The sequence below is a fragment of the Streptomyces daghestanicus genome, from assembly GCF_020521275.1.
GTDB lineage: Bacteria > Actinomycetota > Actinomycetes > Streptomycetales > Streptomycetaceae > Streptomyces > Streptomyces griseoviridis.
In genome coordinates this window covers 346,802-373,376 of record NZ_BNDX01000007.1, presented here as the reverse complement: position 1 = coordinate 373,376, position 26,575 = coordinate 346,802, and the positions used below count along the sequence as shown (strand labels likewise).

Genomic DNA, 26,575 nt, shown 5'->3' with positions numbered 1-26,575 from the left:
CCTGCTCCCCACCCGCCCCCTGCCGCGCGGGTACACGAACCAGGCATACCCCTCCAGGGCGGGCCCTCCTCGACGCGGCCGGTTTCCGGTCAGGTTTCGGCTGAAACGGGCGTGGCCGAAACAGTCGCCCCGGCGGGCGTTTGCGCAGGGAGCGAGAGGCAAACCGAAGGCCATGACTGAATCGAACAACAACACGCATCAGAAGCCGGACAGCAAGACCGACACCAAGACCGAAGCCAAGACCGAAGCCAAGACCGACGCGAAGTCCGACGCGACGTCCGACACGAAGTCAGGGACCGCGAAGGACACCGCCGCCAAGGCCCGGCAGACCGCCGGCAAGGCGACCGCTCCCGCCTCCCGTACCGCCGGGCGCGCCGCGGACAAGGCCGGTGACGTCACCTCGACGGCGGGGTCCGGCGTCCAGCGCGCGGCCGGCGCCGCCGCGGGTGCCGCACAGACCGCCGCCAAGGGCGTGGAGGCCGGCCGGCAGGCGGTCGTCGCGACCACCGGCCAGGTCGCCGGAGCCGCCCGGACAGCCTGGACGGTGATCGCCCAGCGCAAGCTGATCGCCGCCGGTGCGGCCGCGGGCCTGACCGCGCTGAGCGCCGCCTCCTACGCCGTCGGCCGCCGCTCGGCCCAGCACACCCACGGCCCCGTCACCCGGCTGACCGGCGGACGGATCTGACCCCGGGCCGGACCGGGCGGCTCGGGGCAGGCCCCGCGGGCCGGGGCCGCCGCACGTCCCACGGACGGGTCCCGGTCACGGCCGGCCCGTCCGGGGCGCCCGCCCGGCGGACCCGCATCGGAGCGCCGCCGAAGAGCGGGTGCGGCGCATGACCGGCGAGCGCCGGTGCCCCGGACCTCGGAGAGCAGGTCCCGGCCGGTCCGGGGGAAGATGGGACGGCGAGCGAATGCCCGATTCGGTCGCCCGATTCGATGCGGAGGAGTGGGCGCATGCAGCATGACCGTGCCGGTCAGCCGGCCGGACCCGAGGACCTGATCGACGTCGCCCGGCTGGTGACGGCGTACTACGCGCTGCACCCGGACCCGGCCGAGCCGGGGCAGCGCGTGGCGTTCGGCACGTCCGGGCACCGCGGCTCGTCCCTGAACGCGGCGTTCAACGAGGACCACATCGCCGCGACCAGCCAGGCCATCTGCGAGTACCGCGCGGAGCAGGGCACCACCGGCCCGCTCTTCCTCGGCGCCGACACCCACGCCCTGTCCGAACCGGCGCGGGTGACCGCCCTGGAGGTGTTCGCCGCCAACGACGTCACCGTGCTGATCGACGAGGCGGACGGCTACACCCCCACCCCGGCGGTCTCGCACGCCATCCTCACCCACAACCGCGGCCGCGCCTCCGGCCTCGCCGACGGCGTCGTGGTGACCCCGTCGCACAACCCGCCCGCCGACGGCGGTTTCAAGTACAACCCGCCCAGCGGCGGCCCCGCGGGCTCGGACGCCACCTCCTGGATCCAGGACCGCGCCAACGAGATCATCGCGGCCGGCCTGAAGGACGTGCGGCGCGTCCCGTACACGAAGGCCCTCGCCGCGCCCGGCACCGGCCGGTACGACTTCCTCGGCACCTACGTCTCCGACCTGCCGGCCGTGCTGGACCTGGACGCGATCCGCTCCGCGGGCGTGCGCATCGGCGCCGACCCGCTGGGCGGGGCGTCGGTCGCCTACTGGGGCCGGATCGCCGAGCAGCACCGCCTGGACCTGACCGTGGTCAATCCGCTGGCCGACCCCACCTGGCGGTTCATGACGCTGGACTGGGACGGGAAGATCCGGATGGACTGCTCCTCGCCCCACGCGATGGCCTCGCTCATCGGGCAGCGCGACCGGTACACGATCGCCACCGGCAACGACGCCGACGCCGACCGGCACGGCATCGTCACCCCGGACGCCGGCCTGATGAACCCCAACCACTACCTCGCCACCGCCATCTCCTACCTGTACGCGCACCGCGCCGACTGGCCCGCCGGCGCCGGCGTCGGCAAGACGCTGGTCTCCTCCGGCATGATCGACCGGGTCGCCGCCGACCTCGGCCGGCGCCTGGTCGAAGTCCCGGTCGGCTTCAAGTGGTTCGTGGACGGGCTGGTCGACGGTTCGCTGGGCTTCGGCGGTGAGGAGTCGGCCGGGGCGTCGTTCCTGCGGCGGGACGGTTCGGTGTGGACCACCGACAAGGACGGCATCATCCTGGCGCTGCTCGCCTCCGAGATCACCGCGGTCACCGGCAAGGCGCCCTCGCAGCACTACGCCGCGCTCACCGAGCGGTTCGGCGAGCCCGCCTACGCCCGGATCGACGCCCCGGCCACCCGTGAGGAGAAGGCCCGGCTGGCGAAGCTGTCCCCGGCGCAGGTCACCGCCGACACCCTGGCCGGGGAGCCGGTGACGTCCGTGCTCACCGAGGCGCCCGGCAACGGCGCGGCCATCGGCGGCATCAAGGTGACCACCGAGAACGCCTGGTTCGCGGCGCGGCCCTCCGGCACCGAGGACGTCTACAAGGTCTACGCCGAGTCCTTCCGCGGCCCGGACCATCTGAAGCAGGTGCAGGACGAGGCCCAGGAGGTGGTCCTCGCCGCCCTCGGCGGCTGACCGGCCCCGGCCCGAGAGCGCCGCCGCGACGGGAATCCCTGTCGCGGCGGCGCTTTTCATTTCCGTTCATTGAACGATTCAATTTCCGTGTCACCTCGGCCTCTCGATCTCTTCCTGTGTGAAGTCTTGACGCTTGTTGTGCTCACCCTTACCGTCTCGGGCGACGAACTTAAACGTTTCAACTCCTCTTGCACCCACTCCCGTCTGTTGCGCTGTCCGTTCGAAGGAGCACGGCACTTTGTCCGCAGACCACGCGTTTCCCGGACCGTCCCGCCGAGGGGTCATCACCGCCGCGTCGGCCGTCGCGGCCGTCACCGCCCTGCCGGCCCCCGCCACGGCGGCTCCGGCGGGCGGCACGACGGCCTCGGCCGCCGCCGCCGGGGCCGCGGCCGCGGCCGTCGGGAAAGGCCCCGCCCTCGCCCCGTTCGCCCTGTCCGAGGTCCGCCTCCTGGACGGCCCGTTCCTCGCCAACATGCGCCGCACCTGCGCCTACCTGCGCTTCATCGACCTCGACCGGCTGCTGCACACCTTCCGCCGCACCGTCGGCCTGCCGTCGACGGCGGAGCCCTGCGGCGGCTGGGAGGCTCCCGACGTCCAGCTGCGCGGCCACACCACCGGCCACCTGCTCAGCGCCCTGGCCCAGGCGCACGCGGCCACCGGCGAGGCGGTCTACGCCGACAAGGGCGCGGCCCTGGTCACCGCGCTGGCGGCCTGTCAGCAGGCCGGGCCGAGAGCCGGCTTCCGCCGGGGGTACCTCTCCGCCTTCCCGGAGTCGGTCTTCGACCAGCTGGAGGCCGGCGGCAAGCCCTGGGCGCCGTACTACACCCTGCACAAGATCATGGCCGGGCTGCTCGACCAGTACCGACTGGCGCGGAACAAACAGGCGTTGTCGGTGCTGCTGGAGATGGCCGCCTGGGTGGACGAGCGCACCGCGCCGCTGTCCCGGGAGCGCATGCAGACCCTGCTGAAAGTCGAGTTCGGCGGCATGAACGACGTGCTCGCCCGGCTCCACCTGGTGACCGGCGATCCCGCCCACCTGCGCACCGCCCGGCGCTTCGACCACGAGGAGCTGTACGGCCCGCTCGCGGGGGGCCGGGACGAGCTGGCCGGCCGGCACGCCAACACCGAGATCGCCAAGATCGTCGGCGCGGTCCCGGAGTACGAGGCGACGGGGGAGCGCCGGTACCTGACCCTCGCCGACACCTTCTGGACCACCGTCGTCCGCCACCACTCGTACGCCATCGGCGGCAACTCGGACAAGGAGCTGTTCGGTCCGCCCGGCGAGATCGTCTCCCGGCTCTCCGAGGTCACCTGCGAGAACTGCAACAGCTACAACATGCTGAAGCTGGGCCGCCACCTCTTCCTGCACCGGCCCGAGCGCGCCGAGTACATGGACCACTACGAGTGGACGCTCTACAACCAGATGCTCGGCGAGCAGGACCCGGACTCCGCGCACGGCTTCGTCACCTACTACACCGGGCTGTGGGCCGGCGCGCGCCGCGAGCCCAAGGGCGGGCTGGGCGCGGCCCCCGGCAGCTACAGCGGCGACTACGACAACTTCTCCTGCGACCACGGCACCGGCCTGGAGACCCACACCAAATTCGCCGACAGCGTCTACTTCCGCTCCCGCGCCCCCCACCCGCGCGCCCTCTACGTGAACCTGTTCATCCCCTCCGAGGTGCGCTGGAAGGAAGCCGGCGTGGCGATCCGTCAGGAGACGGGTTATCCGACGGACGGGCGCACCCGGCTGACCGTCACCGAGGGCCGGGGCACCTTCGCGCTGCGCCTGCGGATACCCGGCTGGGTCGCGGACACCGGCGGCAGCGCCGTGCTGAAGGTCAACGGCCGCACGACCGGCACCCGTCCGCGCCCGGGGACGTACGTCTCCCTGGAACGCCACTGGCGCGCCGGTGACACCGTCGACCTGATCCTGCCGCGCACACCCGTCTGGACCCCCGCGCCGGACAACCCACAGGTGACATCGTTGTCCTACGGTCCGCTGGTCCTGGCGGGGGAGTACGGCGACGAGGCCCTGGCCACGCTGCCCACGATCCGCCCGCGCACCCTGCGGCCCGCGGGGGGCGACCGGTCCACCGAGTTCACCGCCGTCGCGGACGGCCGTGCGGTGACCCTGCGCCCGTTCCACGAGGTGCACCACCAGCGGTACAACGTGTACTGGGCGGTGACCCCGCGCCAGGGCCGCGAACGGGACGTCGTCCGCTACCCGCTGGACGAGGGCACCGGCACCACGGCCACCGACGCCACCGGCGCCTTCGGCGACGCCGTCCTGGCCGGCGGCGCCGCCTGGACACGGGACGCCGGGGCGGCGGCCGTGGAGCTGGACGGCGCGGACGGCCATGTCGCCCTCCCCGCCGGGCTGCTGAGCGGCCTGAACGAGCTGACCGTCAGCGTGCGCGTCCGGGTCGACACCCTGGCCGCCTCGGCCCGCGTCTTCGACCTCGGCTTCCACAAGGAGACGTACCTCTTCCTCGCCGCCACCACCGGCGCCCGGCGGGCCCGGGCCGCGCTGCGCATCGCCGGGATGGAGGGCGAGGACGTCGTCGACGCCGCAGGACCGCTGCCCCTGGGCCGCTGGACGCATGTGGCGCTCACCCTCGGCGGCGGCACCGGGGTGCTGTACCTCGACGGCGTGGAGGCCGGCCGCAACCCGGCGATGGTCTCCGGCCCCCTGCTGCTCGGCGCGACCGCCCGCAACTACCTGGGCCGCTCCCAGAACGCCACCCACCCCTTCCTGCACGGCGCGGTGCGCGACTTCCGCCTGCACAACCGCGCCCTCCCCGCCGCCGACGTGGCCCGCCTGGCCGCCGGCTGAGCGCCGCCCACCCCGTCAGCCCCCGGTCAGTCCCAGTCAGTTCCGGTCAGTCCCCGAAGGAACAGCCATGCCTCGATTCCCCCTGTCCAGACGCCACTTCGTCGTGGCGACCGGCGCCGCCGGCACCGTCCTCGCCACCGGCCTGCCCGCCCTCGCCGCGCCCGCCCCGGCCGCCGCGCGGGCCGGCTTCTCCGGCCGGCGCTTCGCCGACCCGCCCAAGGACAGCCGCCCGACCGTCTACTGGTACTGGAACGGCCCCGTCACCCCCGACCTGGTCGACCGGCAACTGGCCGACCTGCGCGACAAGGGCATGTACGAGGTCGTCCTCTTCTCCTTCGACAACGACGCGATGCGGCCCGCCTTCTTCACCGAGGGCTGGTTCGAGATCGTCGGGCACGTGCTGCGCACCGCCGAGAAGACCGGCATGCGGGTGTGGCTGTTCAACGACGACCACTTCCCCAGCGGCCGGGCCGGCGAATACGTCGTCAAGGGCGGCACGGTCGGGTCACGGACCTACGCACCCCGCCCCGACCTGCGCCTGAAGGCACTGTGGCGGTCCACCACCGTCGTCGAGGGCCCGGCCCGCGTCGACCTGCGCCGCTCCACCGGCCTCGGGGTGCAGGCGGGCGCCCTCGTCGCCGAGGCGGCGGTCCTCGGCGGCGCCACCGCCCTGCGCGGCAGCGCCGGCTGGACCGACTACACCGTCACCGGCAGCGCCAAGGCCGACCACACCGCCGCCGGCTTGGTCGTCCGCGCCTCCGCCGACGGCCTCGACGGCTACGCGGTCACCTTCGACCAGACCGGTGTCACCACCGTCCTGCGGCTCGCCCGCGACGCCGCCCCCGTCGAACTGCTGCGCAGCACCCGCACCGACGGCTTCAACAGGACCAGGTTCCACACGCTGGCCGTCACGGTCACCGGCGACCGGCTCTCGGTCACCCTGGACGGCAGGGACAAGGGCACGGTCACCGACGCCGCGCACCCCTCCGGCGGCGCGGGCGTGCGCGCGGTCGGCGACGAACGCGGCCTGTGGGACAGCCTCAGCGTCACCGCCGCCGACGGCACGGCCCTCTACACCTCCACGTTCGACGACCCCGCCGCCGCCGGGGACTTCCCCGACCGCGACGCCCTCCCGGTGACGGCCGCCGCCGCGGCGGCCCGCCCCGTCGGCGCCACCGAGGTCACCGACCTCACCGAGGAGGCCGGCGGCACCTGGCGGGTACCCGCCGGACGCTGGCAGATCGACCTGTTCGGCGGCACCCCGCTCGTCGACGACACCCAGGGCTACAGCCGCAGCTACGTCGACCTCCTGGACGACGAGCCGGTGGAGCTGTTCCTCGACATCGTGCCGGGGGAGTACCACCGCCGCTTCGAGCGGTACTTCGGCACCGTCGTCCCCGGTTTCTGGGACGACGAGCCGTTCTTCGCCTCCGCCGAGGCCCACTTCAAGCGCCTGCCCTGGTCACCCGCCCTGGACAAGGCGCTGCGCGCGGTGGACGTCGAACCCGGTGTCGCCTACGCCGCCGCCTTCGACGACCTCGGCCGCCCCGGCCGCATCGCCCGGGGCCGCTACTGGAGGGCCGTCTCCAACCGCTTCGCCCAGTACTTCGAGAAGCAGGCCCGCTGGTACGAGAAGCGCGGCGTCGCTCTCATCACCAACCCGCTCTACGACGAGACATCGCCCGCAAAACGCGTCCCCACCACCGGAGACCTGCACAAGGTCAACCAGTGGGCGCACGTCCCCGGCGGTGACATCATCACCGCCGAATACGTCGCCGGGGAGCAGACCATGCTGCCCCGCAACCCCGTCTCCGTCGCCCACCAGATGGGCCGGGAGCGGGCGCTGATGGAGATGTTCGGCAACATGGGCTGGCAGGTGACCCCCGGCTTCGTGCACGCCACGGTCGGCGCGCAGGCCGCCCGCGGCGTCAACCTGACGGTGCTGCACGCCCTGTGGACCGACGAGAAGGTCGTCTACTTCCCACCGCCGTTCGGACCGCGCGCCCCCTGGTGGTGGGGCATGCGACCGCTCGCCGAGTGGATCGGCCGGGTCATGGAGGCGGGCCGCGGCACCTCCGCCGCGCGCACCGCGCTGCTCCAGCCGCAGCGCGCCGCCGAACAGTTCACCGGCACCGCCCGGCAGGGCGAGGTCGACGGCGCGCTCGCCGACGCCGCCTACGCCCTGGAACGCGCCCAGGTCGACTTCGACCTGCTGCACGAGGGCGCCCTCACCGGCGACCCGGACCTGCTCACCCACGCCCGGGTGCGGTCCGGCCGGCTCGACGTCGGCGACGCCCGCTACGACCTCGTGGTCCTGCCGCCGGCCCCGGCCCTGGACGCGTCCGGTGTCCGTGTCCTCGCCTCCTTCGTCCGCGCCGGCGGCACCGTCGTCGCGGTCGGCCCGCTGCCCGCCGACGACGCCGACGGCAACGACCGTTCGCTGTCCCGGGCGCTGGCCGACCTGTTCGGGGACGCCGTACCGGGCAGCCGCACGGTGGGTGCCGGACGAGCGGTGCGGGTCGCCGACGTGTCCGCGCTGGGGGCCGCCGCACGGGACGCCGGAGCGGCCGCCGCCGTACTGGACCCGCCACAGGACGCGATCCGGGTGCTGCGCGTCACCCGGGGCGAGGACACCGCGTTCCTGCTGAACAACGAGAGCGGCGCCCACGTCACCACCGCCGCCGCCCTCCCCGCCGCCGGCGCCCCCGAACTCTGGGACCCGGCCACCGGCGACACCGCCCCCGCCCCCGTGTACCGCGCCTCCAGGCGCGGCCTGCACCTGCCCCTCACCTTCGAGCCGTACCAGACCCGGATCGTCGTCGTCCGGCCCGGCGGACGCCCCCGGCCCCATCTGACCGCCGCCCCGCTCCCCGTCCTCACCGTGGCGCGGACCGGCCGCACCCTGCGCGCCACCGTCGAGGCCGCCGCCCCCGGAACCCACCGGCTCACCGGCACCGACGGCAACCACACCTACCAGGGCACCGTCCGCGTCACCGACCCGCTCGCCCCGCTCCCCGTCACCGGCGACTGGACCCTCACCCTGGAGCAGGACGGTGCCGCCCCGGTCACCGGCCCCCTGGGCAGCTGGACCGCGACCGCGCCCCTGTTCTCCGGCAGCGGCACCTACACCACCACCGTCGACATCGACCGCGCCCGCCTGGACGGCCGGCGCGTCCTGCTCGACCTCGGGGAGGTCCGCGACATCGCCGCCGTCACCGTCAACGGCACCGGCCTGCCGCCGCTGCTGTGGGCGCCGTTCGTCACCGACGTCACCGGACTGCTGGTGCCCGGCGCCAACCGGCTGGCGGTCAAGGTCGCCAACACCCTCTCCAACGAACGGAACAAGCCGCTGCCGTCCGGCCTGCTCGGCCCGGTCACCCTCCGGTTCCGCCGCCGCGCCACCGTCGAACTCACCCGTGTCTGATCGCCTGCCGCACGCCGAGAGGAACCCCATGCCCCGACCCCGCCCCGCGCTCGCCGTGACCGCCGCGGCGACCGCCCTCGTCACCGTCCTGGCCGGCGCGACCGCCTCGGGCGCCACCGCCGGGGCCACCATCAGCCCCGTCCACCCACGCACCCAGCACCTCCGGCAGGCCCTCGGCATCGACGACACCACCCCCGACCTGAGCTGGGAGACCACCGCCCGCGCCACCGGCGTCCTGCAGTCCGCCTACCGCGTCCAGGCCGCCACCTCCCCGCAGCGCCTGCGCGGCGGCCGACCCGACCTGTGGGACTCCGGCAAGGTCCGCTCAGCGGTCCCCGGCACGACGTACGCGGGCGAGAAGCTCGGCTCCCGCACCCGCGTCTACTGGCGGGTCATGCTGTGGTCGCGGCGCGGCGGCACCCCCTCCGGCTGGAGCGAGACCGCCGTCTTCGAGACCGGCCTGACGCGGCAGTCGGACTGGAACGCCGACTGGATCACCCACCCCGACTGGCGGCTCAGCGAGCGCGCCGTCACCCCGGTCGTCGTCAAGGTGCCCCGCACCACCGCCCGGTACGTCCGCCTGGACGTCACCAGGCTCGGCCTCCCCCTCGCCGAGAACTTCCCCGACCGCGCCTGGCGCCTGCAACTCGGCGAGATCGACGTCCGGGACACCGCCACCTCCGCCACCGGCCTCGCCAAGGGCGCCGCCGTCACCGCCTCCGAGACCACCACCCTCCGCAAGATCTGGGAACCCGCCCTCGCCGTGGACGGCCTGCCCAACAGCGCCCTCCAGACGGCGGCGGGCTACTCCAGCGCCGCCCACACCGGCCCCGACGTCTCCGCCGCGCCCGTGACCCTCACCCTCGACCTGAAGTCCGCGAAGACCTTCGACGAGGTGGCGCTCCATCCCCGCGCCGACGTCCTCACCGACGACGGCCGCGTCCCGCACTTCCCCGTCGACTACGCCCTGTCCAGCGGTGACACGGCGGCCGGCCCGTTCACCGAACTCGCCCGCGTCACCGGCCAGCGGCCGCCCGAGCCCTACCTCCCCTCCGGACTCCCGCTCCTCACCGACGACTTCGCCCTCCCGAAGAAGGCCCGCAGCGCCCGCCTCTACATCGCCGGCCTCGGCGTCTACGACGCCACCGTCAACGGCGAACCCGTCGGCGACGCCGTCCTCGAACCCGCCAACACCACCTACGGCGAACGCGTCCAGTACGCCACCTACGACATCACCGACCTGCTGCGGAAGGGCACCAACACCCTCGGCGTCGCGCTCGGCAACGGCATGTCCAACGTGGTCAGCACCGCCGACCGCTACCGAAAGCTGTACGGCAACATCAGCGACCCCAAGCTGATCGCCCGCCTGGAGGTCACCCTGGCCGACGGCACCCCCCGCACCGTCACCAGCGGCGACGGCTGGCGCACCGCGCTGGGCCCCACCACCTCCTCCAACTGGTACGGCGGCGAGGACCACGACGCCCGCCGCGAACTCCCGCACTGGGACGAGCCCGGCGGCGACCGGCGCGCGTGGCGGCGCGCCGTCCCCGTCGACGCACCCGGCAGCGCCGGCCGGCCCGCCGAACTGAGCGCCCGCGAGACCGAGCCGATCCGCGTCGTGGAGACCCTCACCGGCGAGGAGGTCGACGGCGCCGCGGGCAGCCGCGTCTTCGACCTCGGCCGCAACATCGCCGGCTGGCCCGAGATCACCGTCACCGCCCCCGGGGGCACCACCGTCCGCGTCTACCCGGCGGAGTCGCTGAAGGACGGCCACGCCTTCCAGTCCATCTCCAACGTCGGCGCCCCGCTGTGGGACAGCTACACCACCGGCGGCGGACGCGACGAGACCTGGCACCCGCGGTTCAGCTACCACGGCTTCCGCTACCTGGAGCTGAAGGGCGTCCCCGAGGGCGCGGAGATCACCGTACGGGGCAAGGTCCTGCGCACCGACAACGCCTCCGCCGGCACCTTCGACAGCTCCGACCCCCTCATCGACGGCATCCACGCGCTGATCCGCGGGGCGATCCAGGGCAACATGATGAGCGTCCTCACCGACTGCCCCAGCCGCGAGAAACTGGGCTGGCTGGAGCAGAACCAGCTCGTCTTCCCCGCCCTCGCCGCCAACTACGACATGCGCTCCTACCTGCGCAAGATCGTCCGCGACATGGCCGACGCGCAGACCGCCGAGGGCCTGGTCCCGAGCACCGTCCCGGAGTACACCAGCCTGCCCGGCGCCTACCGCAACGACGCCAACTGGGGCGGCGCCTTCGTCCTCGTCCCCTGGCAGCTGTACACCACCTACGGCGACCGGGAGACGCTCCGGACGTACTACCCGCGGATGAAGGAGTACGGGGCCTTCCTGGAGACCCAGGTGAGCGGCGGCATCCTCGACTACGGCCTCGGCGACTGGTTCACCCCGGACCGCACCTTCCCGCGCGCGGTGGCCGGCACCTACGGCTACTGGCGGGTCGTCGACGCGCTGAGCCGGATCTCGGAGGTCCTCGGCGACCAGGACGCCGCCACCGCCTACCGGGCGAAGGCCGAGACCTCCGCCGAGGCCCTCGCCGCCAAGTACTACGACACCGCCACCGGCACCTTCGGCGGCGGCGGTCAGGGCGCGGAGGCACTCGCCCTGGACATGGGCGCCTACCCGGCGGGGCAGCGGGAGCGGCTCCTCGGCCACTTCACCGGGGCGATCGAGAACGCCGGCCACCACCTGCTGCTGGGGGAGATCTCCCTGCCCAGCGCGTTCCGGGTGCTGTCGGGAGCCGGGCGCGACGACCTCGTGCACCGCATCGCGACGCAGACCACCAGTCCCAGCTACGGCCACCAGGTGCTGGCCGGCAACACCACGCTCGGCGAGTCCTGGGACGGCGGCCCCGGCCAGTCGCAGAACCACTTCATGCTCGGCGCCATCGACTCCTGGTTCACCACCCGGATCGCGGGCATCGACCAGACCGCGGACTCCGTCGGCTACTCCGAGCTGCTCGTCGACCCGGCCGTCGAGGGCGACCTGACCTCGGCGTCCGGTTCCTACCGCACCCCGTACGGCACCGCCCGCACCGCCTGGGAACGGGCGGACGGCCGCTTCCGGCTGACCGTCGACGTCCCGGCGGGCAGCACCGCCGAGATCCACGTCCCGACCGACGGCACCCGGCCCGCCGCGCCCGCCGGCGCGCGCCTGCTGCGGATCGAGGCGGGAGAGGCGGTGTACGCGACGGGCTCCGGCCACTGGACGTTCCGGTCGGTGGCGCCCGGCGCCTGACGGCCGCGGACGGCACCGCGCGAAAACCGGGTGTGCGCCGGCGGGCGGTGGGCACCCGTCGTCCGCGGGAAGGTGCAGGGGCGTGGCGGCGCGGCAAGGGACGGCCGCGCCGCCACCTGCGCCTCCTCAGCGGGCGTACGCGACCACCTTGCCGGGGTTGAACAGATGCCGCGGGTCCAGGGCGTCCTTGACGGCCCGGTTCAGGGCCAGCACCCGAGGACCCACCTCGTCGCTCAGCCCCTCCCGCTTCAGCAGCCCCACCCCGTGCTCGCCGGTGACCGTGCCGCCCAGCTCCAGCGCCTCGGCGATGATCTCGTGGAAGGCGGCCTGGGCCCGCGCCCGCGCCGCCTCGTCGCCGGGCGGGGTGATCAGCAGCGGGTGGAGGTTGCCGTCGCCGGCGTGGGCGATGTTGGCGATCAGCGTCTCGTGCCGCTCGGCGATCGCGTGGACGCGGCCCAGCATCTCGGGGACGGCCGCCCTGGGCACGCAGATGTCCTCGGTCAGCACCGGGCCGAGCCGTTCCAGCGCCGGGTAGGCCAGCCGCCTGGCGTCGAACAGGGCGTCCGCCTCGGTCTGGTCGGTGGAGCGGACGGCGTAGGTGGCCCCGCCCTCCTCGAAGCAGCGCCGCATCTCCTCGGCCTCCCGCTCGCCCGCCGCGCCGGGCGCGTCCGTGCGGCCCAGCAGGACCACCTCGGCCTCGGTGGACAGGCCCATGTGCTTCCAGGCGTCGACCGCCCGGAGGCAGTACCGGTCGACCAGCTCCAGCGCGGACGGCGTCAGTCCGGCGGCGGCCACGGCGGCGACGGCCCGCCCGGCGTCCACGATCGAGGAGAAGTACCCGGCGACGGTGTGCTCGGGCTCCCGCCGGGGCCGCAGCCGCACCGTCACCTCGGTGATCACCCCGAGGGTCCCCTCGGAGCCCACCAGCAGCCCGGTCAGGTCGTACCCGGCGACGCCCTTGGCGGTGCGGCGGCCGACCCGGACCAGGTCCCCGTCGGCCGTGACGAACTGCAACCCCAGGACATAGTCCCGGGTCACCCCGTACTTCACGCAGCACAGACCGCCGGCGTTGGTGGCGACGTTGCCGCCGATGGTCGACCAGGGGGCGCTGGCCGGGTCCGGCGGGTACCACAGGCCCCGCTCGGCGCAGGCCGTGCGCAGGGTCTCGTTGACCACCCCGGGCTCCACCACCGCGAGCCGCTCCACGGGGTCCACCTCCTTGATGGCGGTCATGGCCTCGGTGGAGAGCACCACACAGCCGTCGACCGCGTTGGCGCCGCCCGACAGTCCGGTGCCGGCGCCGCGGGGCACCACCGGCACCCCGGCGTCCCGGCAGATCACGACCACCTGCCGGACCTCCTCGGCGGTGTACGGGCGGACCACCGCCAGCGGCGTGCCGCGCGGCGCCCACTCGGCCTCGTCGTGCGCGTACCGGGCGGTGGCTTCCGGGTCGGTCAGCACCCGTCCGGGCGGCAGTTCGCGGTGGAGCCGGGCGACGGGACGTTCGGGGGCGGTGTCGTCGTTCATGGCTTCACGCTAAGGAGCCGCCGGCGGGTACGGAAGTGCGGGGGGTCCGGCAGCGGGTTAGTGTCGGTCCCGGACGCGGCGCCGCACCCCGGGCGCCCGCCCCGCGCGTCGGTGGTCGAAGGCCCAAGACGCCCCGCTTCCCGCGGGGAGATGCAGGTGCGAGCCCTGCCCGACGCTCCCGTCAGCGGTACGGCGGTCAGCGCACCGCGACCGTCATGCCCCGCAGTTCGTACCCGCCGATGGCGTCCCGGAAGGCGACGCGCGGCGGCACGGCCATGCGGATGCCGTCGAGGGCCGTCAGACGGCTGAGGAAGACATCGGCCTCCAGGACGGCGAGGTGCGCGCCGGGGCAGCGGTGCGGCCCGTCCCCGAAGGCCAGGCCCGCCCGTCCGGGACCGAAGTCCAGCACCCGGTCGGGGTCGACGCGCAGCGGATCGGCGCCGACCACGCCCGGATCGGTGTTGGTGTCGTCCAGGAACAGCTCCACGTACTCGCCGGGCCGGACCGTGACCGGCCCCCGCGGTGTGCGCAGTTCCAGGCCGGCGGTGGCCCGGCGGCGCAGCCGGGCCGCCACCGGTTCCAGGCGCAGCAGTTCCTCCAGGACGGCCAGCCGCTCCGCCTCGTCCGCCGCCCGGTAGCGAGCCAGCAGCGCGTCGTCCGTGAACAGGTGCCAGGCGGCCAGGCAGATGAACTCCCGGGTCGTGACCATCCCGGCGGCGGCGAAGGTCAGGCACTCACCGAGGATCTCCGCGTCCGAGCAGCCCTCGTCGAGCAGATGGGAGATCAGGTCGTCGCACCGGTGCCGCCGGTGGGCGCGGACCGCGGGGCGGACGTCGGCGAGGTACACGCGCAGCCAGTTGGCGTTCTGCCGCACCAGCCAGTACAGGCCCCGCGCGCTGGTCAGCCCCGGCTCCCCGAACTCCTCGGGGAAGAAGCGCTCCAGGCGCCGCCGGACCCCGGGGCGGCCGCGGCGCAGGCCGATGACCTCGCCGACCACCCCGATGGACAGCTCGAACGCCAGCTCCGACAGCGGGGCCTCACCCGCCTCCCGCACCCGGGCCACCTGCTCCTCGGCGATCCGCACCATCAGGGCGCGGTAGTGCTCGTCCACCCGGCGCGGGGTGAAGAACCGGGCGGTCTGCCGCCGGTGCTCGCGGTGCTCGGGGCCGTCCCGGTAGAGCACCGGCCGCCTGATCCGGGCCGGCAGCTTCTCCACCGTCTCGATGCCCAGACCCGCCTGGACGGTGCCGGGGCCGCGCAGCACCTCCCGCGCCACCGCGTAATCGTGCACCTGCCACGTCCCGTCGGCCGCCCGGCTGACGGGGCAGCCCGGCCGCTCGCGCCCCCGGTCGACCTTGCGTGCGGAACCCCGGCCGTCGCCCACCGGCACCTCCCCGAGTCTCGTCGCGTCCCGCCCAGCATCGGCCACGCCGGGACCGGCCCACCAGACCGCCTCCGGCCGAAGGCCCCGGTCCGACCCGTTGACCTCGGCCCGAGACGGGGCTTACGTTGCCGCACTACGAGCAAGTTACTGGACAAGTAGTTCAGAAATATTGCCGCAACACTCGGAACTCAGCGTGGAGCCGCCGTGGCCGTCCGTCCCGTACCCTCCCGTACCTCAGCCGCCCCCCTCGCGGCCGGCGAGCCGCCGTTCGACCGGCGCCGCTCCTGGCTGGTCCTCGGCATGATCGTCGCGTTCATGATGATCAACTATGCCGACAAGTCCGTCCTGGGCCTGGCCGCCGTCCCGCTCATGGACGAACTCGGCATCGGCAAGAGCACGTACGGGCTGGTCTCCAGCGCGTTCTACGTCCTGTTCAGCGTCACCGGCCTGGTCGTCGGACTGCTCTCGGCCCGCTGGTCCGCCCGCACCCTGCTGCTGGTCATGGCGGCCCTGTGGGCGGTGGCCCAACTCCCCGCCCTGCTGGCCACGGTGCCCGCCCTGATCGCCGGCCGCCTGCTGCTCGGCGCGGCCGAGGGGCCCGCCGCCTCCATGTCGATGCACGCGCTGTACGCGTGGTTCCCGCCGGGGCGGCGCGGGATGCCCTCGGCCCTCCAGATCGGCGGGGCGGCCCTCGGCACGGCCGTCTCGGCGCCCATCCTGACCTGGCTCATCGTCGACTTCGGCTGGCGCTCGGCGTTCGTCGCCCTGGCGGTCACCAGCGCGGCGTGGGGCGCGCTGTGGTACGCCGTCGGCCGGGACGGGCCCTACGGCGGCGGGCGCGACCGGAAGCCGCGCCCCGCGGGACGGGACCGTACGGCGCCCGCCGCGGAAGGGGTCGCCGCCCCCGCCGCCGCGCCGCCCCCGCTCTCCCGTCTGCTGCGCAGCCGCACGGTCGTCGGCGGTGTCCTCAGCGCCTTCGGCTCGCACTGGGCGCTGGCCCTCTCCAGCGCCTGGCTCCCCGTCTACCTCCACACCGAGCTGGACATGACCGCGAAACGGGCGTCCGGCATGGTCAGCGCCGTCTCCGTGCTCAGCCTGGTGCTGCTGCTGACCGTCCCCGCGCTGCTGGACCGGCGCGGGCGGCGCGGCCGTCGGGGTCCGGCCGCCGACGGGCTCGCCCAGGGCCTGGCGGTGCTGGTGTCGGCGGCGGCCCTCGCCCTGCTGCCCTTCGCGCCGGGCCGGCCGGTCCAACTGCTGCTGGTCGCGCTGGCGTTCGCCTGCCACTCCGTCGCCCTGCCGCTGCACTACGTCACCACGGCCGCCGTCGTCCCCGCCGTCCGGCGCGGCGCCGTCTTCGGCGTCGTCGCGGCGACCGGCACGCTGCCCGGCATGTTCGTCCCGTACCTCACCGGCCGGCTGGTGGACGGCGCGGGCACCGAGACCGCCGGGTACGCGACCGCCTTCCTGGTCTCCGCCGGGGTGCTCGCGGTGTGCGGCGCGGTGGCGGCGGTCACCGTCCGGCCCGGCCGGGACGCGCGGGCGCTCGGCGGGGAGGGGTGAGGCACGGTCAGGCGGGCCGGTCGAACCCGGTCGCCCAGTAGCGTCCGCGCAGCGCCAGGTCGAGGAGCATGCGCACGACCTCCTCCGCGGGCATCGGCTCCACCTCGTGCTCCACCCACCACTGAAGCACCGCCACCTGCTCCCCGACCCAGGCCCGCGCCAGCAGTCCGGCGTCGATCCGCGGCTCGACCGCGTTGCGCTCGGAACGCCCCCGGAACTCGGCGGCGGCCACCCGGGCGCACGCCTCGGTGAACATCCGCAGCGGCTTCCCGTCGCCCTCGCCCCGCAGCACGATCCGGTACAGGTCGCGCTCCGCACGGGCGTGCGCCAGCATCTGGAGCACCGGCTTGCCGGTGAAGCCGACGGCGCTCTCCGCCACCGCCGGACGCAGCCGCTCGTCCAGCTCGTCCAGCAGGTCCCGGGTCACCCGGGCGAACAACTCGTCCTTGTCCCGGAAATGACTGTAGAAGGTCGCGCGCGCCACGTCGGCGCGCTGGGTGATGTCCTCGACGCTCAGCGCCGTGAACCCCTTCTCCAGGACCAGTTCCACCAGGGCGTCCCGCAGCGCCCGGCGGGTCTTGCGGATGCGTCTGTCCTCGGCCATCCCCGCATTGTACGGACCCTTGACAGCCCATGCGTTACCGAACAACCTGTCTGGAAACATTCACCTCGTTTTCCATCACCTCGTTCCTCGCTCTGGGAGTACGTCGTTGAACCTCGGCATCTACCTCACGCGCAGCGCCCGTCACTGGCCCGAGCACCCCGCCCTGGTCTGCGGTGACCGGACGTGGAGCTACGCCCGTCTGGAGGAGCGCGCCGACCGCCTGGCAGCCGCCCTCGTGGCCCGCGGCATCGGCCCCGACGACGCCGTGGCCTCCCTCGCCTGGAACCGCGGCGAACTGGTCGAGGTCGAGTTCGCGCTCTACAAGGCCGGCGTGGTCCGCGTCCCCGTCAACGCCCGCCTCGGCCGCGGCGAGATCGAGCACATCCTGCGCGACGCCCCCGTCCGCGCCCTGGTCTTCGACGAGGCCCACCGCGAGGACGCCCTCGCCGCCGTCGCGGCGGCCGGCACCGGCTGCCTGCCGGTCGCCCTCGACCCCGCACCCGGCGACGACAGGACCCTCGCCTACGACGACCTGCTCGCCGAGGGGGACACCGGACCCGTCGCCGTGGACGTCGAGGAGGACACGCCCGCCGTCCTCAACTTCACCTCCGGCTCGACGGGCGCGCTGAAGGCGGCCGTGCAGACCGTCGGCAACCGGCTCGCCAACATGCGCAAGACCCTGATGAACGACGAGTCCCGTCCCCGCCCCGACACCCGCTACCTGGCCTGCGGCCCCATCACCCACGCCACCGGCATGGTCTTGCTGGCCGGCGTGTTCGGCGGCTCCACCACCCACGTCCTGCCGGCCTGGAGCGCCGAGGCGTTCCTGGAGACCGTGGAGCGGGAGCGGATCACCGCCACCTTCCTCGTCCCCGCCATGCTCAACGCGGTCCTCGCCCACCCCGGCGCCGCCGCCCGCGACCTGTCCAGCCTGCGCAGCGTCCGCATCGGCGGCGCCCCCGTCTCCCCCCAGCGGCTGCGCGACGCCGTCGCCCTCTTCGGCCCGGTCGTCGCCCAGGGCTATGGACTCGCCGAGACCACCAGCGTGGTCGCCGGCCTCTCCAGCGCCGACATCGCCCGCGCCGTCACCGACGACCCCGAACTCCTCGGATCGTGCGGCCGGGCCGCCTACGACACCGAGATCCGGGTCGTCGACGAACGGGGCCGCGCCCTCCCGCCCCGCGAGGTCGGCGAGATCGTCGTGCGCGGACCGGACTGCGTCAGCCGCTACTGGCGCGCCCCCGAACTCTCCGCCCGGACCTTCCGCGACGGCTGGGTGCACACCGGCGACCTCGCCTGGATGCGCGAGGACGGTTACCTCTTCCTCGTCGACCGCAAGAAAGACATGATCATCTCCGGTGGCTTCAACATCTACAGCACCGAGGTCGAGACCGTCCTGTACGAGCACCCCGCCGTGCGGGAGGTGTGCGTCATCGGCGTACCGGACGACCGGTGGGGCGAGGCCGTCAAGGCGGTGGTGGTGACCCGGCCGGACACCGAGGTCACCGCCGAGGAGATCACCGACTTCTGCGCCGCGCGCCTGGACCGCTTCAAGAAGCCCCGCTCGGTCGACTTCGTCCCCGCCCTGCCCCACAACCGCAACGGCAAGCTCGACCGCAGGGCCGTCCGCGAGCCGTACTGGGCGCACACCGACCGCCGCGTGCACTGACCGTCCCGACCCCGGAGCCCCGCACCATGACCTTCTCCTTCCGCCCCGTCCCCGACGACCCGCGCCTCGCCGGCCTGGTCGAGCGCCTGCGCGGCTACCTGGACGGCGAACTCGCCGCCTACGAACGGGACAACGGCTTCACCCATGACTCCCGCCTCACCCGCGCCGACCTGGAACCCGTCTGGAAACGCAGCCGCGAGCTGGGCTTCTACGGCATCCACCTCCCCGAGGAGTACGGCGGCCAGAACCTGACACGCACCCAGCTCGCGGTGCTGAAGGAGGAGGTCGGGGCCTCCGGCCGGGTCCTCGGCCACAGCGTCCTCGGCGACATGGGCGGCCCGCTGCGGGCCGGTGACATCCTCCGCCACGCCACCGACCACCAGCGGGACACCTACCTCCTGCCCCTGGTCCGGGGCGAGCGCGCCTGCTGCTTCTCGCTCACCGAGACCGACGCCGGCTCCGACGTGCGCGCCATGCGCACCACCGCCGTCCGGGACGGCGACTCCTACCGGCTCACCGGGCACAAGGTGTTCAGTTCCGCCGGGCCGTTCGCGGACTTCGCCATCGTCGTCGCCCGCATGGCCGGCACCGAGGACACCTACTCCGCCTTCTTCGTCGACCTCGACAGCCCCGGCTGCCGCGTCACCGAGGGCGCCACCCCCATGTCGGGCGAGCACATCGAGAGCGACATCGTCCTGGAGGACTGCCGCGTCCCCGCCGCCAACCTGCTCGGCGAGGAGGGCCGGGGCCTGCGGATCGCCCTCGGCCGGGTCACCGTCAACCGCCTCCTGCACTGCCCGAGCGCCCTCGGCGCCGCGCGCCGCGCCCTGGAACTCAGCCGCGACCGCGCCCTCACCCGCACCGTCGACGGCCGGCCCCTGATCGCCCTCCAGGCCATCCAGCACAAGCTCGCCGACATGGCCGCCGACCTGTACGCCGCCCGGTCGATGACCTACGCCGCGCTGGCCGCCCTGGACCGGGGCGAGGACGTGCGCACGGAAGCCTTCCTGTGCAAGCTCTTCGTCGCCGAGGCCGCCTTCCGCATCCTCGACCAGGCCGTGCAGATCCACGGCAAGGAGGGCCTGACCCAGGGCAACGAGGTCGAGTACCTGTTCCGCAAGATGCGCATGTTCCGCATCCTCACCGGCACCTCCGAGATCCAGCGCAACGGCATCGCCCGCCGGCTGGCCACGCTGACCTGACCGTTCACTCCCGCACCACCGAGGACCCCACATGCCCGGCACCACCCCGCCCACCCCCCACGACGCCGACCGGGGGTTCATCGCCAATCTCACCCCGGGCGTCGTACGCGACGCGGAGGGCCGTACCGTCTGGGACGCGGACGCGTACGCCTTCCTCGACGCCGACTGCCCGCCCACCGCCCACCCGGGCCTGTGGCGGCAGAGCCGGCTCACCGCCAAGCAGGGCCTGTACGAGGTGGTGCCCGGCGTGTACCAGGTCCGGGGCCTGGACCTGTCCAACATCACCTTCGTCGAGGGCGACCGGGGCGTCCTCGTCATCGACCCGCTGATCAGCGCCGAGGTGGCCGCCGCCGCCCTCGCCCTGTACCGGGAGCACCGGGGCGACCGCCCGGTCACCGGCGTCCTCTACACCCACTCGCACATCGACCACTTCGGCGGCGTCCGCGGTGTCGCCGACCCGGCCGACGCCGCCGCCGGCCGCCTCCCGGTGCTGGCGCCCGCCGGGTTCCTGGAGCACGCGGCCGGCGAGAACGTCATCACCGGGCCCGCCATGTCCCGCCGTTCCGTCTACATGTACGGCACCGCGCTGCCCACCGGACCGGACGGCCAGATCGGCTGCGGCCTCGGCCAGACCACCTCCCGGGGCAGCGTCGGCCTCATCGCCCCCACCGTCGACGTCCGCGCCACCGGGCAGACCGAGACCGTCGACGGCATCCGCATGGTCTTCCAGCTCACCCCCAACACCGAGGCCCCGGCGGAGATGAACATCCACTTCCCCGCCCTGCGCCTGCTCTGCGTGGCCGAGAACGCCTGCCACACCCTGCACAACGTGCTCACCCTGCGCGGAGCCCTGGTCCGCGACCCCAGCGCCTGGGCCCGGTACCTCACCGAGACCGTCCGCCTGTTCGCCGACGACACCGACACCGTCTTCGCCTCCCACCACTGGCCCACCTGGGGCCAGGACCGGGCCGCCCGCTTCCTGGAGGAACAGCGCGACGCCTACGCCTACCTGCACGACCAGTGCGTACGCCTCATCAACACCGGGCACACCGGCGCCGAGATCGCCGAGGAACTCCGCTTCCCGCCCGCCCTGGAGAACGCCGCCCACATCGGCGGGTACTACGGCTCCCTCAGCCACAACGCCAAGGCCGTCTACCAGCGGTACATGGGCTGGTTCGACGGCAACCCCGCCCACCTCTGGCAGCACCCGCCCCGCGAAGCCGCCCTGCGCTACGTGGAGTTCATGGGCGGCGCCGACGCCGTGGTCGCCAAGGCCCGCGCCTCGTACGACCGGGGCGACCTGCGCTGGGCCGCCGAAGTGCTGAACCACGTGGTGTTCGCCGACCCGGAGCACGCGGAGGCCCGAGCCCTCCAGGCGGCCACCTTCGAGCGGCTCGGCCGGGGCGCCGAGTGCGGCCCCTGGCGCAACTTCTACCTCACCGGCGCCGCCGAACTCCGCGACGGCGTACGGGGCGCGGCCGGGCGGGGCGCCCCGGACATCGTCGCCGCGCTCACCGCCGAGCAGATCTTCCGGTCGATGGCCGTACGGATCGACGGACCGCGCGCCGCCGAGGCCGGCCGGTCCCTGCTGCGCTGGGAGATCACCCGGTCCGGACAGCGGGCCCCGGAGACCTGGACCCTGCTGCTATCCAACGGGGCACTCACCCCCATGCCCGGCGACGCGCCGCGCGGCGAGGCCCCGCACGTCACCCTGCGCCTGGACCGGTCGGTGCTGGACGAGGTGGTCGGCCGCCGGACCACCTTCGCCGACGCGATCGGCGCGGGCCGGATCACCGTGACCGGTGACATGGGGACACTGGCCGCCTTCGGCGCACTGCTGGGCCGCCCCGACCCGGGGTTCGCCGTCGTCACCCCGTGACCGGGCGGGTCAGCGCACCAGCAGCAGGACCAGGGCGACGGTCCCCCAGCCGAGGACCACGGCCCGCAGCGCGGCGGGCGGCAGCCGGCGTCCCAGCCCGGCTCCCGTCCGCCCGCCGACCGCCGAGCCGGCCGCGACCAGCACCACCGCCGTCCAGTCGAACTCGGCGGCGAACAGGAAGAACGACGCCGCGACCGCGTTCACCCCGCCCACCAGGACGGTCTTCAGGGCGTTGAGGCGTTGCAGCGACTCGTCGAGGAAGGCGCCCATCAAGGAGAGGCAGACGGTGCCCTGCGAGGCGGAGAAGTAGCCGCCGTAGACGCTCGCCAGGGCCAGGCCGGCGCGCAGCGCCGGACCGCCGTCCGGGCGCGCCGGGCGGCCGGACCGCCCGCGCCGCTCACGCAGCCACCGGTTGAGCCGGGGCTGCGCGGCGACCAGGACCAGCGCCAGGCCCACCAGCACCGGCACGATCAGGTCGAACGCCGAGGTGGGCAGCGCCAGCAGCAGTCCGGCACCCACCAGGCCGCCCGGCAGCACACAGGCGCCGAGCCGCAGCACGCGCCGGCGCTGACCGCGCAGTTCCCTGCGGTATCCGACGGCCCCGCCGACCGAACCGGGGACCAGCCCCAGGGCGTTGGAGACCGTGGCGGTGACCGGCGGCAGTCCGACGGCGAGCAGCACGGGAAAGGTGACGAGGGTCCCGGAGCCGACGACGGTGTTGAGCGCGCCGCCGGCCACTCCGGCGAGGAACACCGCCGCCATGTCCAGCGGCGTCACGACGGACGGGCGGGGGAGGGGGCTTCCCGCATGAGGGTGGCTTTCCGCATGAGGGGGACGGTAGCCCGCGGGTCCTTCGGCGCCTGCCGAAGCATGCCGGACCCTCACCGGAGTACCGCGTCACGCCCACAGTTCGGCGCTGTCGCAGACCCGCGCCCCCATGTTGCGTTCCATCATGCGCAGCGCCGCGTCCGCGAGGTCCTGGTGGATGTGCGCGACGGCGTCCTTCGGCACGACGACGTCCAGGTGGCGGATGTGCGCGTCGAGCGCGGAGTAGAGGACGCACTGCTCGGTGACCTGCCCGGCCAGGACCAGTTCCCCGATGCCGAGCTGGTGCACCAGGTAGGTCAGCGGGGTCTCGAAGAAGATCGAGTGCCGGGCCTTGACGACGAAGAGGGAGGAGTCGTCGGGGCGGAGCGGGTCGACGAGGTCGGCGTGCGGCCCCGCCAGGGCCTTGTCGAGGAGTTCACCGTGGTGCGAGCGCCACTCGCCGAAGTTGTCGTTGACGTAGATCACCAAGGCGTCCGCGGCGCGGGCCCGCCCGAGCAGATCCGTGAGGACGGGCACCACGGACCGGGCGGAGGGGAGCAGCCGATCGGCGTCCGGGTGGTCATAGGTGTTGATCATGTCGATGACGACCAGTGCTGTCTTGCTCATGCGTCTCAGGGTTCCCCCGAGTCGGCGTTCCAGCGACCCGGCCGGCGTACGGCTGCCGAGCGCCGTCCGGCACACACGGTCACCTCATGTCACAGTCCGTTCATGATTTGGTCACTGAATGATGCGAACGGTGTCCGGCGCGTACTGGTCGCGCTGGCGACGGCGGCGGTGCTCACCGTCCCGACGGCGACGGCGACGGCGGCCCCCACCGGCCCGTACGCCGCCCCGGGCGGCCCCGACTGGGACGCCATCGCGGCGTGCGAGTCGAGCGGGAACTGGCAGGCCAACACCGGCAACGGGCACTACGGCGGACTCCAGTTCAAGCAGTCCAGCTGGGCGGCGGCGGGCGGTCTCGCGTACGCGCCGCGCGCCGACCTCGCCACCAGGAGCGAGCAGATCGCCGTGGCCGAGCGCCTGGCCGCCCTCCAGGGCATGTCGGCCTGGGCCTGCTCCTGGGCCGGATAGCCGCCGGGGGCGAGGGCCGGGGGAGGGACGGCGTCCGGCCGTTGAGGTGGTTTCCCGCGCGCACCGGCGTGACGGGACGACACGGGTGATACCGACCATCACATGAGTTCTGTGCGACGTCTTCTCTCTCCCCGTACGGCGGCCGCGTTCTGTGCCCTGGGAACGTCCGCCCTGTTGCTGACCGCCTGCGCCGGCGCGGAAACGACGCGCGCGGACGTGGCCGCCGCGGCCCCGACCAGCCCGTCCGCCGGCACCGCGAGCCCCACCGGTGCCACGACCTCCCCCTCGGGGACCGCGACCGGCCCGTCCGCCACGTCGACGTCCCTCACCGACGACCGGGCCGAGCGCGAGGCACTGGTGCCCAAGGCCAAGGTGACCTGGGACAAGGCGGCCGACACCGCCGTGAAGGAGGTCTCCGGCGGCAAGCTCACCGAGATCGAACTGACCCGGGCGTCCGGCGAGAACGCCAGCCCCACCGGGTCCCCCACCGGCTCGCCCACCGAGACCGGCGCCGCCCCCACACCGTCGGCCGGGTCCCCGGTCTGGGCGGCCGAGGTGGCCGCCTCCGACGGCACCGTGCACGAGGTCCACGTCGACGCCGTCACCGGCAAGGTGTTCCGGTCGCGGACCGACAGCGACCAGAGCGCCGACGACAAGAGCGAGATCGCCGACCGGCTGAGCCGGGCCGACCGGACGCCGGAGCAGGCGGCCAAGGTGGCCACCGACAAGACCGACGGCACCGTCACCGCCGTCAAGCTCGACGAGAACGACGACCAGCGGCTCGTCTGGATGGTCGACGTCGTCACCACCGGCGACTGGAACAAGACCATCTACGCCGTCGACGCGGGCAACGGCAAGATCCTCGGTGAGGACGTCGACCGCGACTGAACGCCTCCGCCGGCAGACCCGCCGCCCGCGCGTCGGCGGGGGGACGGGTCTGCCACTGTGTCCGGGCGCCCGCCTCAGTGCCCCGACAGACGGCCGCGGATGCCGTCGTAGTGCCGGTGCGCCGGCCGCTCCGCGGCCGCTGCGTCACCCGCGCGGACCGCGTCGACGATCCGGGCGTGTGTCCGCGCCGGTTCCGCGCCGACGGCGGCCGTGCCCAGGCCGCGCGCCCGCACCTGGTGGAACGCACTCCAGAACGCACTCCAGAACGCGTCGAGCAGCTCGCTGAGCAACTCGTTGCCGGGGCTGCGGTGCGGGGCGCGGTGGGACGCGCGGTCGGTCCGGGCGGCGATCTCCCCGGCCTCGCGCACCTCCGGGCACGTCTTCGCCGCCAGCGCGTCCGGTTCCGCGAGGTCCTCCGGCAGCCGGCCCGCGAGCCGGCTGCATCAGCCCGGCCTCCAGCGCCTCGCGCGACTGCGGCAGTCCGGGCAGGCTGCCCTGCCCGCGCCGGTGCCCGACCGCCGTACGGAAGGCCAGGGCCTCGTTCAGCGGCTCCAGCGGCATCCGGCCGGCACAGGCGCCGAAGCCGCGCCGGATCTCGACGACGTGCGTCGCCCGGGAGGGACTTCAGCGCCTCGCGCAGCGCGTTCCGGCTCACGCCGAAGCGCCGCATCGGCTCCGGCTCGGTGGGCAGCGGATCACCGGGGCCGAGTCCCCGCTCGACGATCAGTTCCTTGATCCGTTCCGCGGCGCTCGCGGCGACCGGTCGCATCCGCCGGCCCCTCTCCACGCTTGACACGCCTGTCGGCCGCGCCCACTCTGGCAGGACGTAGGACGTCCTACGTCCCCTTCGAGGGGATCGGTGCGACCTGGAGCGCGTATGCCCTTCCCAGCCCCCCTGCGCGGCGTCGTCCCGCCGGTCCTGACCCCCCTCACCCCGGCGGGGGAGGTGGACACCGCCTCACTGCGCCGGCTCCTGGAGCACCTGCTCGCCTCCGGTGCGCACGGTCTGTTCCTGCTCGGGTCGAGCGGCGAGGCCGCCTACCTCACCGACGCCCAGCGGCGCACCGTGCTGGAGACGGCCGTGGACGCGGTCGCCGGACGTGTCCCCGTGCTGGCCGGGGTCATCGAGGCGACCACGCCCCGGGTGCTGGAGCGGGCCGCCGACGCGGTCCGTGCGGGCGCCGACGCGCTGGTCGCCACGGCACCGTTCTACGCCCGCACCCACCCCGCCGAGATCGCCGACCACTTCCGGCGGGTGCGGGCCGGTGCCGACCGGCCGCTGTTCGCCTACGACATCCCCGTCGCCGTCCACACCAAGCTCCCCCGCGACGTGCTGCTCGGCCTGGCCGCCGACGCCACCCTGGCCGGCCTGAAGGACTCCAGCGGCGACGAGGGCTCACTGCGCCGCCTGCTGCTCGCCCTGCGCCGCACCGCGCCCGGCTTCACGGTGCTCACCGGCTCCGAGCTCACCGTCGACGGTGCCCTGCTGGCCGGCGCCGACGGTGTCGTCCCCGGCCTCGGCAACGTCGACGCGGCCGGCTACGTACGGCTGTACGAGGCCGCCCGGGCCGAGGACTGGAAGGCCGCGCGGGCCGAACAGGACCGGCTGGCCGCGCTGTTCGCCCTCACCGAGGCCGGCGACCCCGCCCGGATGGGGGCGAACTCCTCGGCGCTCGGCGCCTTCAAGGCCGCGGCCCACCTGCTCGGCCTCCTCGACTGCCCCGCCACCGCCGCCCCGCAGGTCCCGCTCGACGAGGCGGCCGTGGCCCGGGTCCGCGACCGCCTGCGCGAAGCGGACCTCCTCTGACTCCAGCGGCCCCGCCCCCCACGGAAACCCTTGGACCCG

General features: G+C 74.1%; 18 protein-coding genes, 1 tRNA gene and 1 pseudogene. 13 read left to right on the top strand and 7 right to left on the bottom strand.

Translation table 11 applies throughout. From position 1 onward, the window contains the following. Positions 1-172: 172 nt before the first annotated feature. The 5 genes from Sdagh_RS08985 (at position 173) to Sdagh_RS08965 (ending at position 12,117) form a co-directional block, all read left to right on the top strand. Positions 173-685 carry a hypothetical protein gene (locus tag Sdagh_RS08985; RefSeq protein ID WP_190078195.1) on the top strand — a complete coding sequence of 171 codons (513 nt, stop codon included), beginning with the start codon at positions 173-175 and terminating at the stop codon, positions 683-685. Between the two features lie 269 nt (positions 686-954). After that, positions 955-2,595: a phosphoglucomutase (alpha-D-glucose-1,6-bisphosphate-dependent) gene (gene pgm, locus Sdagh_RS08980; protein WP_189424845.1), complete on the top strand. Its 1,641-nt coding sequence runs from the start codon at positions 955-957 to the stop codon at positions 2,593-2,595. Between the two features lie 238 nt (positions 2,596-2,833). Beyond that, positions 2,834-5,428, top strand: a complete 2,595-nt coding sequence (locus Sdagh_RS08975; protein ID WP_190078196.1) for a glycoside hydrolase family 127 protein — start codon at positions 2,834-2,836, stop codon at positions 5,426-5,428. A gap of 67 nt (positions 5,429-5,495) precedes the next feature. Then, entirely contained in the window at positions 5,496-8,852 is a 3,357-nt protein-coding gene (locus Sdagh_RS08970; protein ID WP_190078197.1) for a glycosyl hydrolase, read from the top strand. Between the two features lie 28 nt (positions 8,853-8,880). Further along, positions 8,881-12,117, top strand: coding sequence for a family 78 glycoside hydrolase catalytic domain (locus Sdagh_RS08965; protein ID WP_190078198.1), 3,237 nt, complete (start codon positions 8,881-8,883; stop codon positions 12,115-12,117). A gap of 126 nt (positions 12,118-12,243) precedes the next feature. Here the strand turns inward: Sdagh_RS08965 and Sdagh_RS08960 are convergent, their stop codons facing one another. Beyond that, positions 12,244-13,644, bottom strand: a complete 1,401-nt coding sequence (locus Sdagh_RS08960) for an FAD-binding oxidoreductase (RefSeq protein WP_190078199.1) — start codon at positions 13,642-13,644, stop codon at positions 12,244-12,246. Positions 13,645-13,749: 105 nt separating this feature from the next. Between Sdagh_RS08960 and Sdagh_RS08955 the strand changes: the two genes are divergently transcribed. Next, positions 13,750-13,821, top strand: a tRNA-Gly gene (locus Sdagh_RS08955). A gap of 19 nt (positions 13,822-13,840) precedes the next feature. On the opposite strand, the gene Sdagh_RS08950 is transcribed toward Sdagh_RS08955, so the two are convergent. Then, positions 13,841-15,028, bottom strand: a complete 1,188-nt coding sequence (locus Sdagh_RS08950; RefSeq protein ID WP_189424864.1) for a cytochrome P450 — start codon at positions 15,026-15,028, stop codon at positions 13,841-13,843. 204 nt (positions 15,029-15,232) lie between these two features. On the opposite strand from Sdagh_RS08950, the gene Sdagh_RS08945 reads away from it, so the two are divergent. After that, entirely contained in the window at positions 15,233-16,588 is a 1,356-nt protein-coding gene (locus Sdagh_RS08945; protein WP_226534886.1) for an MFS transporter, read from the top strand. Positions 16,589-16,595: 7 nt separating this feature from the next. Here Sdagh_RS08945 and Sdagh_RS08940 read toward each other — a convergent pair whose 3' ends face one another. Continuing rightward, entirely contained in the window at positions 16,596-17,192 is a 597-nt protein-coding gene (locus Sdagh_RS08940; RefSeq protein ID WP_190011866.1) for a TetR/AcrR family transcriptional regulator, read from the bottom strand. Positions 17,193-17,298: 106 nt separating this feature from the next. Between Sdagh_RS08940 and Sdagh_RS08935 the strand changes: the two genes are divergently transcribed. Genes Sdagh_RS08935 through Sdagh_RS08925 form a run of 3 tightly spaced genes read left to right on the top strand, consistent with a single transcriptional unit; the run spans position 17,299 to position 21,942 of the window. Continuing rightward, complete coding sequence (locus Sdagh_RS08935; RefSeq protein ID WP_189424832.1) at positions 17,299-18,861, top strand: class I adenylate-forming enzyme family protein; 1,563 nt, start codon at positions 17,299-17,301, stop codon at positions 18,859-18,861. Between the two features lie 26 nt (positions 18,862-18,887). After that, positions 18,888-20,063: an acyl-CoA dehydrogenase family protein gene (locus tag Sdagh_RS08930; protein WP_189424830.1), complete on the top strand. Its 1,176-nt coding sequence runs from the start codon at positions 18,888-18,890 to the stop codon at positions 20,061-20,063. A 31-nt stretch (positions 20,064-20,094) separates the two neighbouring features. Beyond that, the gene (locus Sdagh_RS08925) at positions 20,095-21,942 is read left to right on the top strand and encodes an alkyl/aryl-sulfatase (RefSeq protein ID WP_190078200.1); all 1,848 of its coding nucleotides are present in this window, start codon (positions 20,095-20,097) and stop codon (positions 21,940-21,942) included. A gap of 9 nt (positions 21,943-21,951) precedes the next feature. Here the strand turns inward: Sdagh_RS08925 and Sdagh_RS08920 are convergent, their stop codons facing one another. Then, positions 21,952-22,704 carry a sulfite exporter TauE/SafE family protein gene (locus tag Sdagh_RS08920; protein WP_370594954.1) on the bottom strand — a complete coding sequence of 251 codons (753 nt, stop codon included), beginning with the start codon at positions 22,702-22,704 and terminating at the stop codon, positions 21,952-21,954. 135 nt (positions 22,705-22,839) lie between these two features. Continuing rightward, positions 22,840-23,376 (bottom strand): cysteine hydrolase family protein, encoded by a 537-nt coding sequence (locus Sdagh_RS08915; protein WP_189424824.1) that lies wholly within the window; start codon positions 23,374-23,376, stop codon positions 22,840-22,842. A 102-nt stretch (positions 23,377-23,478) separates the two neighbouring features. Here Sdagh_RS08915 and Sdagh_RS08910 point away from each other — a divergent pair, with 102 nt between their 5' ends. Further along, positions 23,479-23,841 carry a transglycosylase family protein gene (locus tag Sdagh_RS08910; protein ID WP_189424822.1) on the top strand — a complete coding sequence of 121 codons (363 nt, stop codon included), beginning with the start codon at positions 23,479-23,481 and terminating at the stop codon, positions 23,839-23,841. 102 nt (positions 23,842-23,943) lie between these two features. After that, entirely contained in the window at positions 23,944-24,729 is a 786-nt protein-coding gene (locus Sdagh_RS08905; RefSeq protein ID WP_189424820.1) for a PepSY domain-containing protein, read from the top strand. Between the two features lie 74 nt (positions 24,730-24,803). Here the strand turns inward: Sdagh_RS08905 and Sdagh_RS36685 are convergent, their stop codons facing one another. Beyond that, positions 24,804-25,097, bottom strand: a complete 294-nt coding sequence (locus Sdagh_RS36685; RefSeq protein WP_306884364.1) for an FCD domain-containing protein — start codon at positions 25,095-25,097, stop codon at positions 24,804-24,806. A 308-nt stretch (positions 25,098-25,405) separates the two neighbouring features. Further along, a pseudogene (locus Sdagh_RS36680) lies at positions 25,406-25,498 on the bottom strand (GntR family transcriptional regulator); the annotation flags it as partial. A gap of 108 nt (positions 25,499-25,606) precedes the next feature. Here Sdagh_RS36680 and Sdagh_RS08895 point away from each other — a divergent pair. Further along, complete coding sequence (locus tag Sdagh_RS08895; protein WP_189424818.1) at positions 25,607-26,536, top strand: dihydrodipicolinate synthase family protein; 930 nt, start codon at positions 25,607-25,609, stop codon at positions 26,534-26,536. Positions 26,537-26,575 lie beyond the last annotated feature (39 nt).

Excerpts from the sequence above, each read along its gene's own strand:
- Sdagh_RS08925 (WP_190078200.1), top strand. The coding sequence starts at position 20,095 with ATGCCCGGCACCACCCCGCCCACCCCCCACGACGCCGACCGGGGGTTC.
- Sdagh_RS08915 (WP_189424824.1), bottom strand. The coding sequence starts at position 23,376 with ATGAGCAAGACAGCACTGGTCGTCATCGACATGATCAACACCTATGAC.
- Sdagh_RS08965 (WP_190078198.1), top strand. The coding sequence starts at position 8,881 with ATGCCCCGACCCCGCCCCGCGCTCGCCGTGACCGCCGCGGCGACCGCC.
- Sdagh_RS08985 (WP_190078195.1), top strand. The coding sequence starts at position 173 with ATGACTGAATCGAACAACAACACGCATCAGAAGCCGGACAGCAAGACC.
- Sdagh_RS08905 (WP_189424820.1), top strand. The coding sequence starts at position 23,944 with ATGAGTTCTGTGCGACGTCTTCTCTCTCCCCGTACGGCGGCCGCGTTC.
- Sdagh_RS08895 (WP_189424818.1), top strand. The coding sequence starts at position 25,607 with ATGCCCTTCCCAGCCCCCCTGCGCGGCGTCGTCCCGCCGGTCCTGACC.
- Sdagh_RS08910 (WP_189424822.1), top strand. The coding sequence starts at position 23,479 with ATGATTTGGTCACTGAATGATGCGAACGGTGTCCGGCGCGTACTGGTC.
- Sdagh_RS08930 (WP_189424830.1), top strand. The coding sequence starts at position 18,888 with ATGACCTTCTCCTTCCGCCCCGTCCCCGACGACCCGCGCCTCGCCGGC.
- Sdagh_RS08920 (WP_370594954.1), bottom strand. The coding sequence starts at position 22,704 with ATGGCGGCGGTGTTCCTCGCCGGAGTGGCCGGCGGCGCGCTCAACACC.
- Sdagh_RS08970 (WP_190078197.1), top strand. The coding sequence starts at position 5,496 with ATGCCTCGATTCCCCCTGTCCAGACGCCACTTCGTCGTGGCGACCGGC.
- pgm (WP_189424845.1), top strand. The coding sequence starts at position 955 with ATGCAGCATGACCGTGCCGGTCAGCCGGCCGGACCCGAGGACCTGATC.
- Sdagh_RS08960 (WP_190078199.1), bottom strand. The coding sequence starts at position 13,644 with ATGAACGACGACACCGCCCCCGAACGTCCCGTCGCCCGGCTCCACCGC.
- Sdagh_RS08940 (WP_190011866.1), bottom strand. The coding sequence starts at position 17,192 with ATGGCCGAGGACAGACGCATCCGCAAGACCCGCCGGGCGCTGCGGGAC.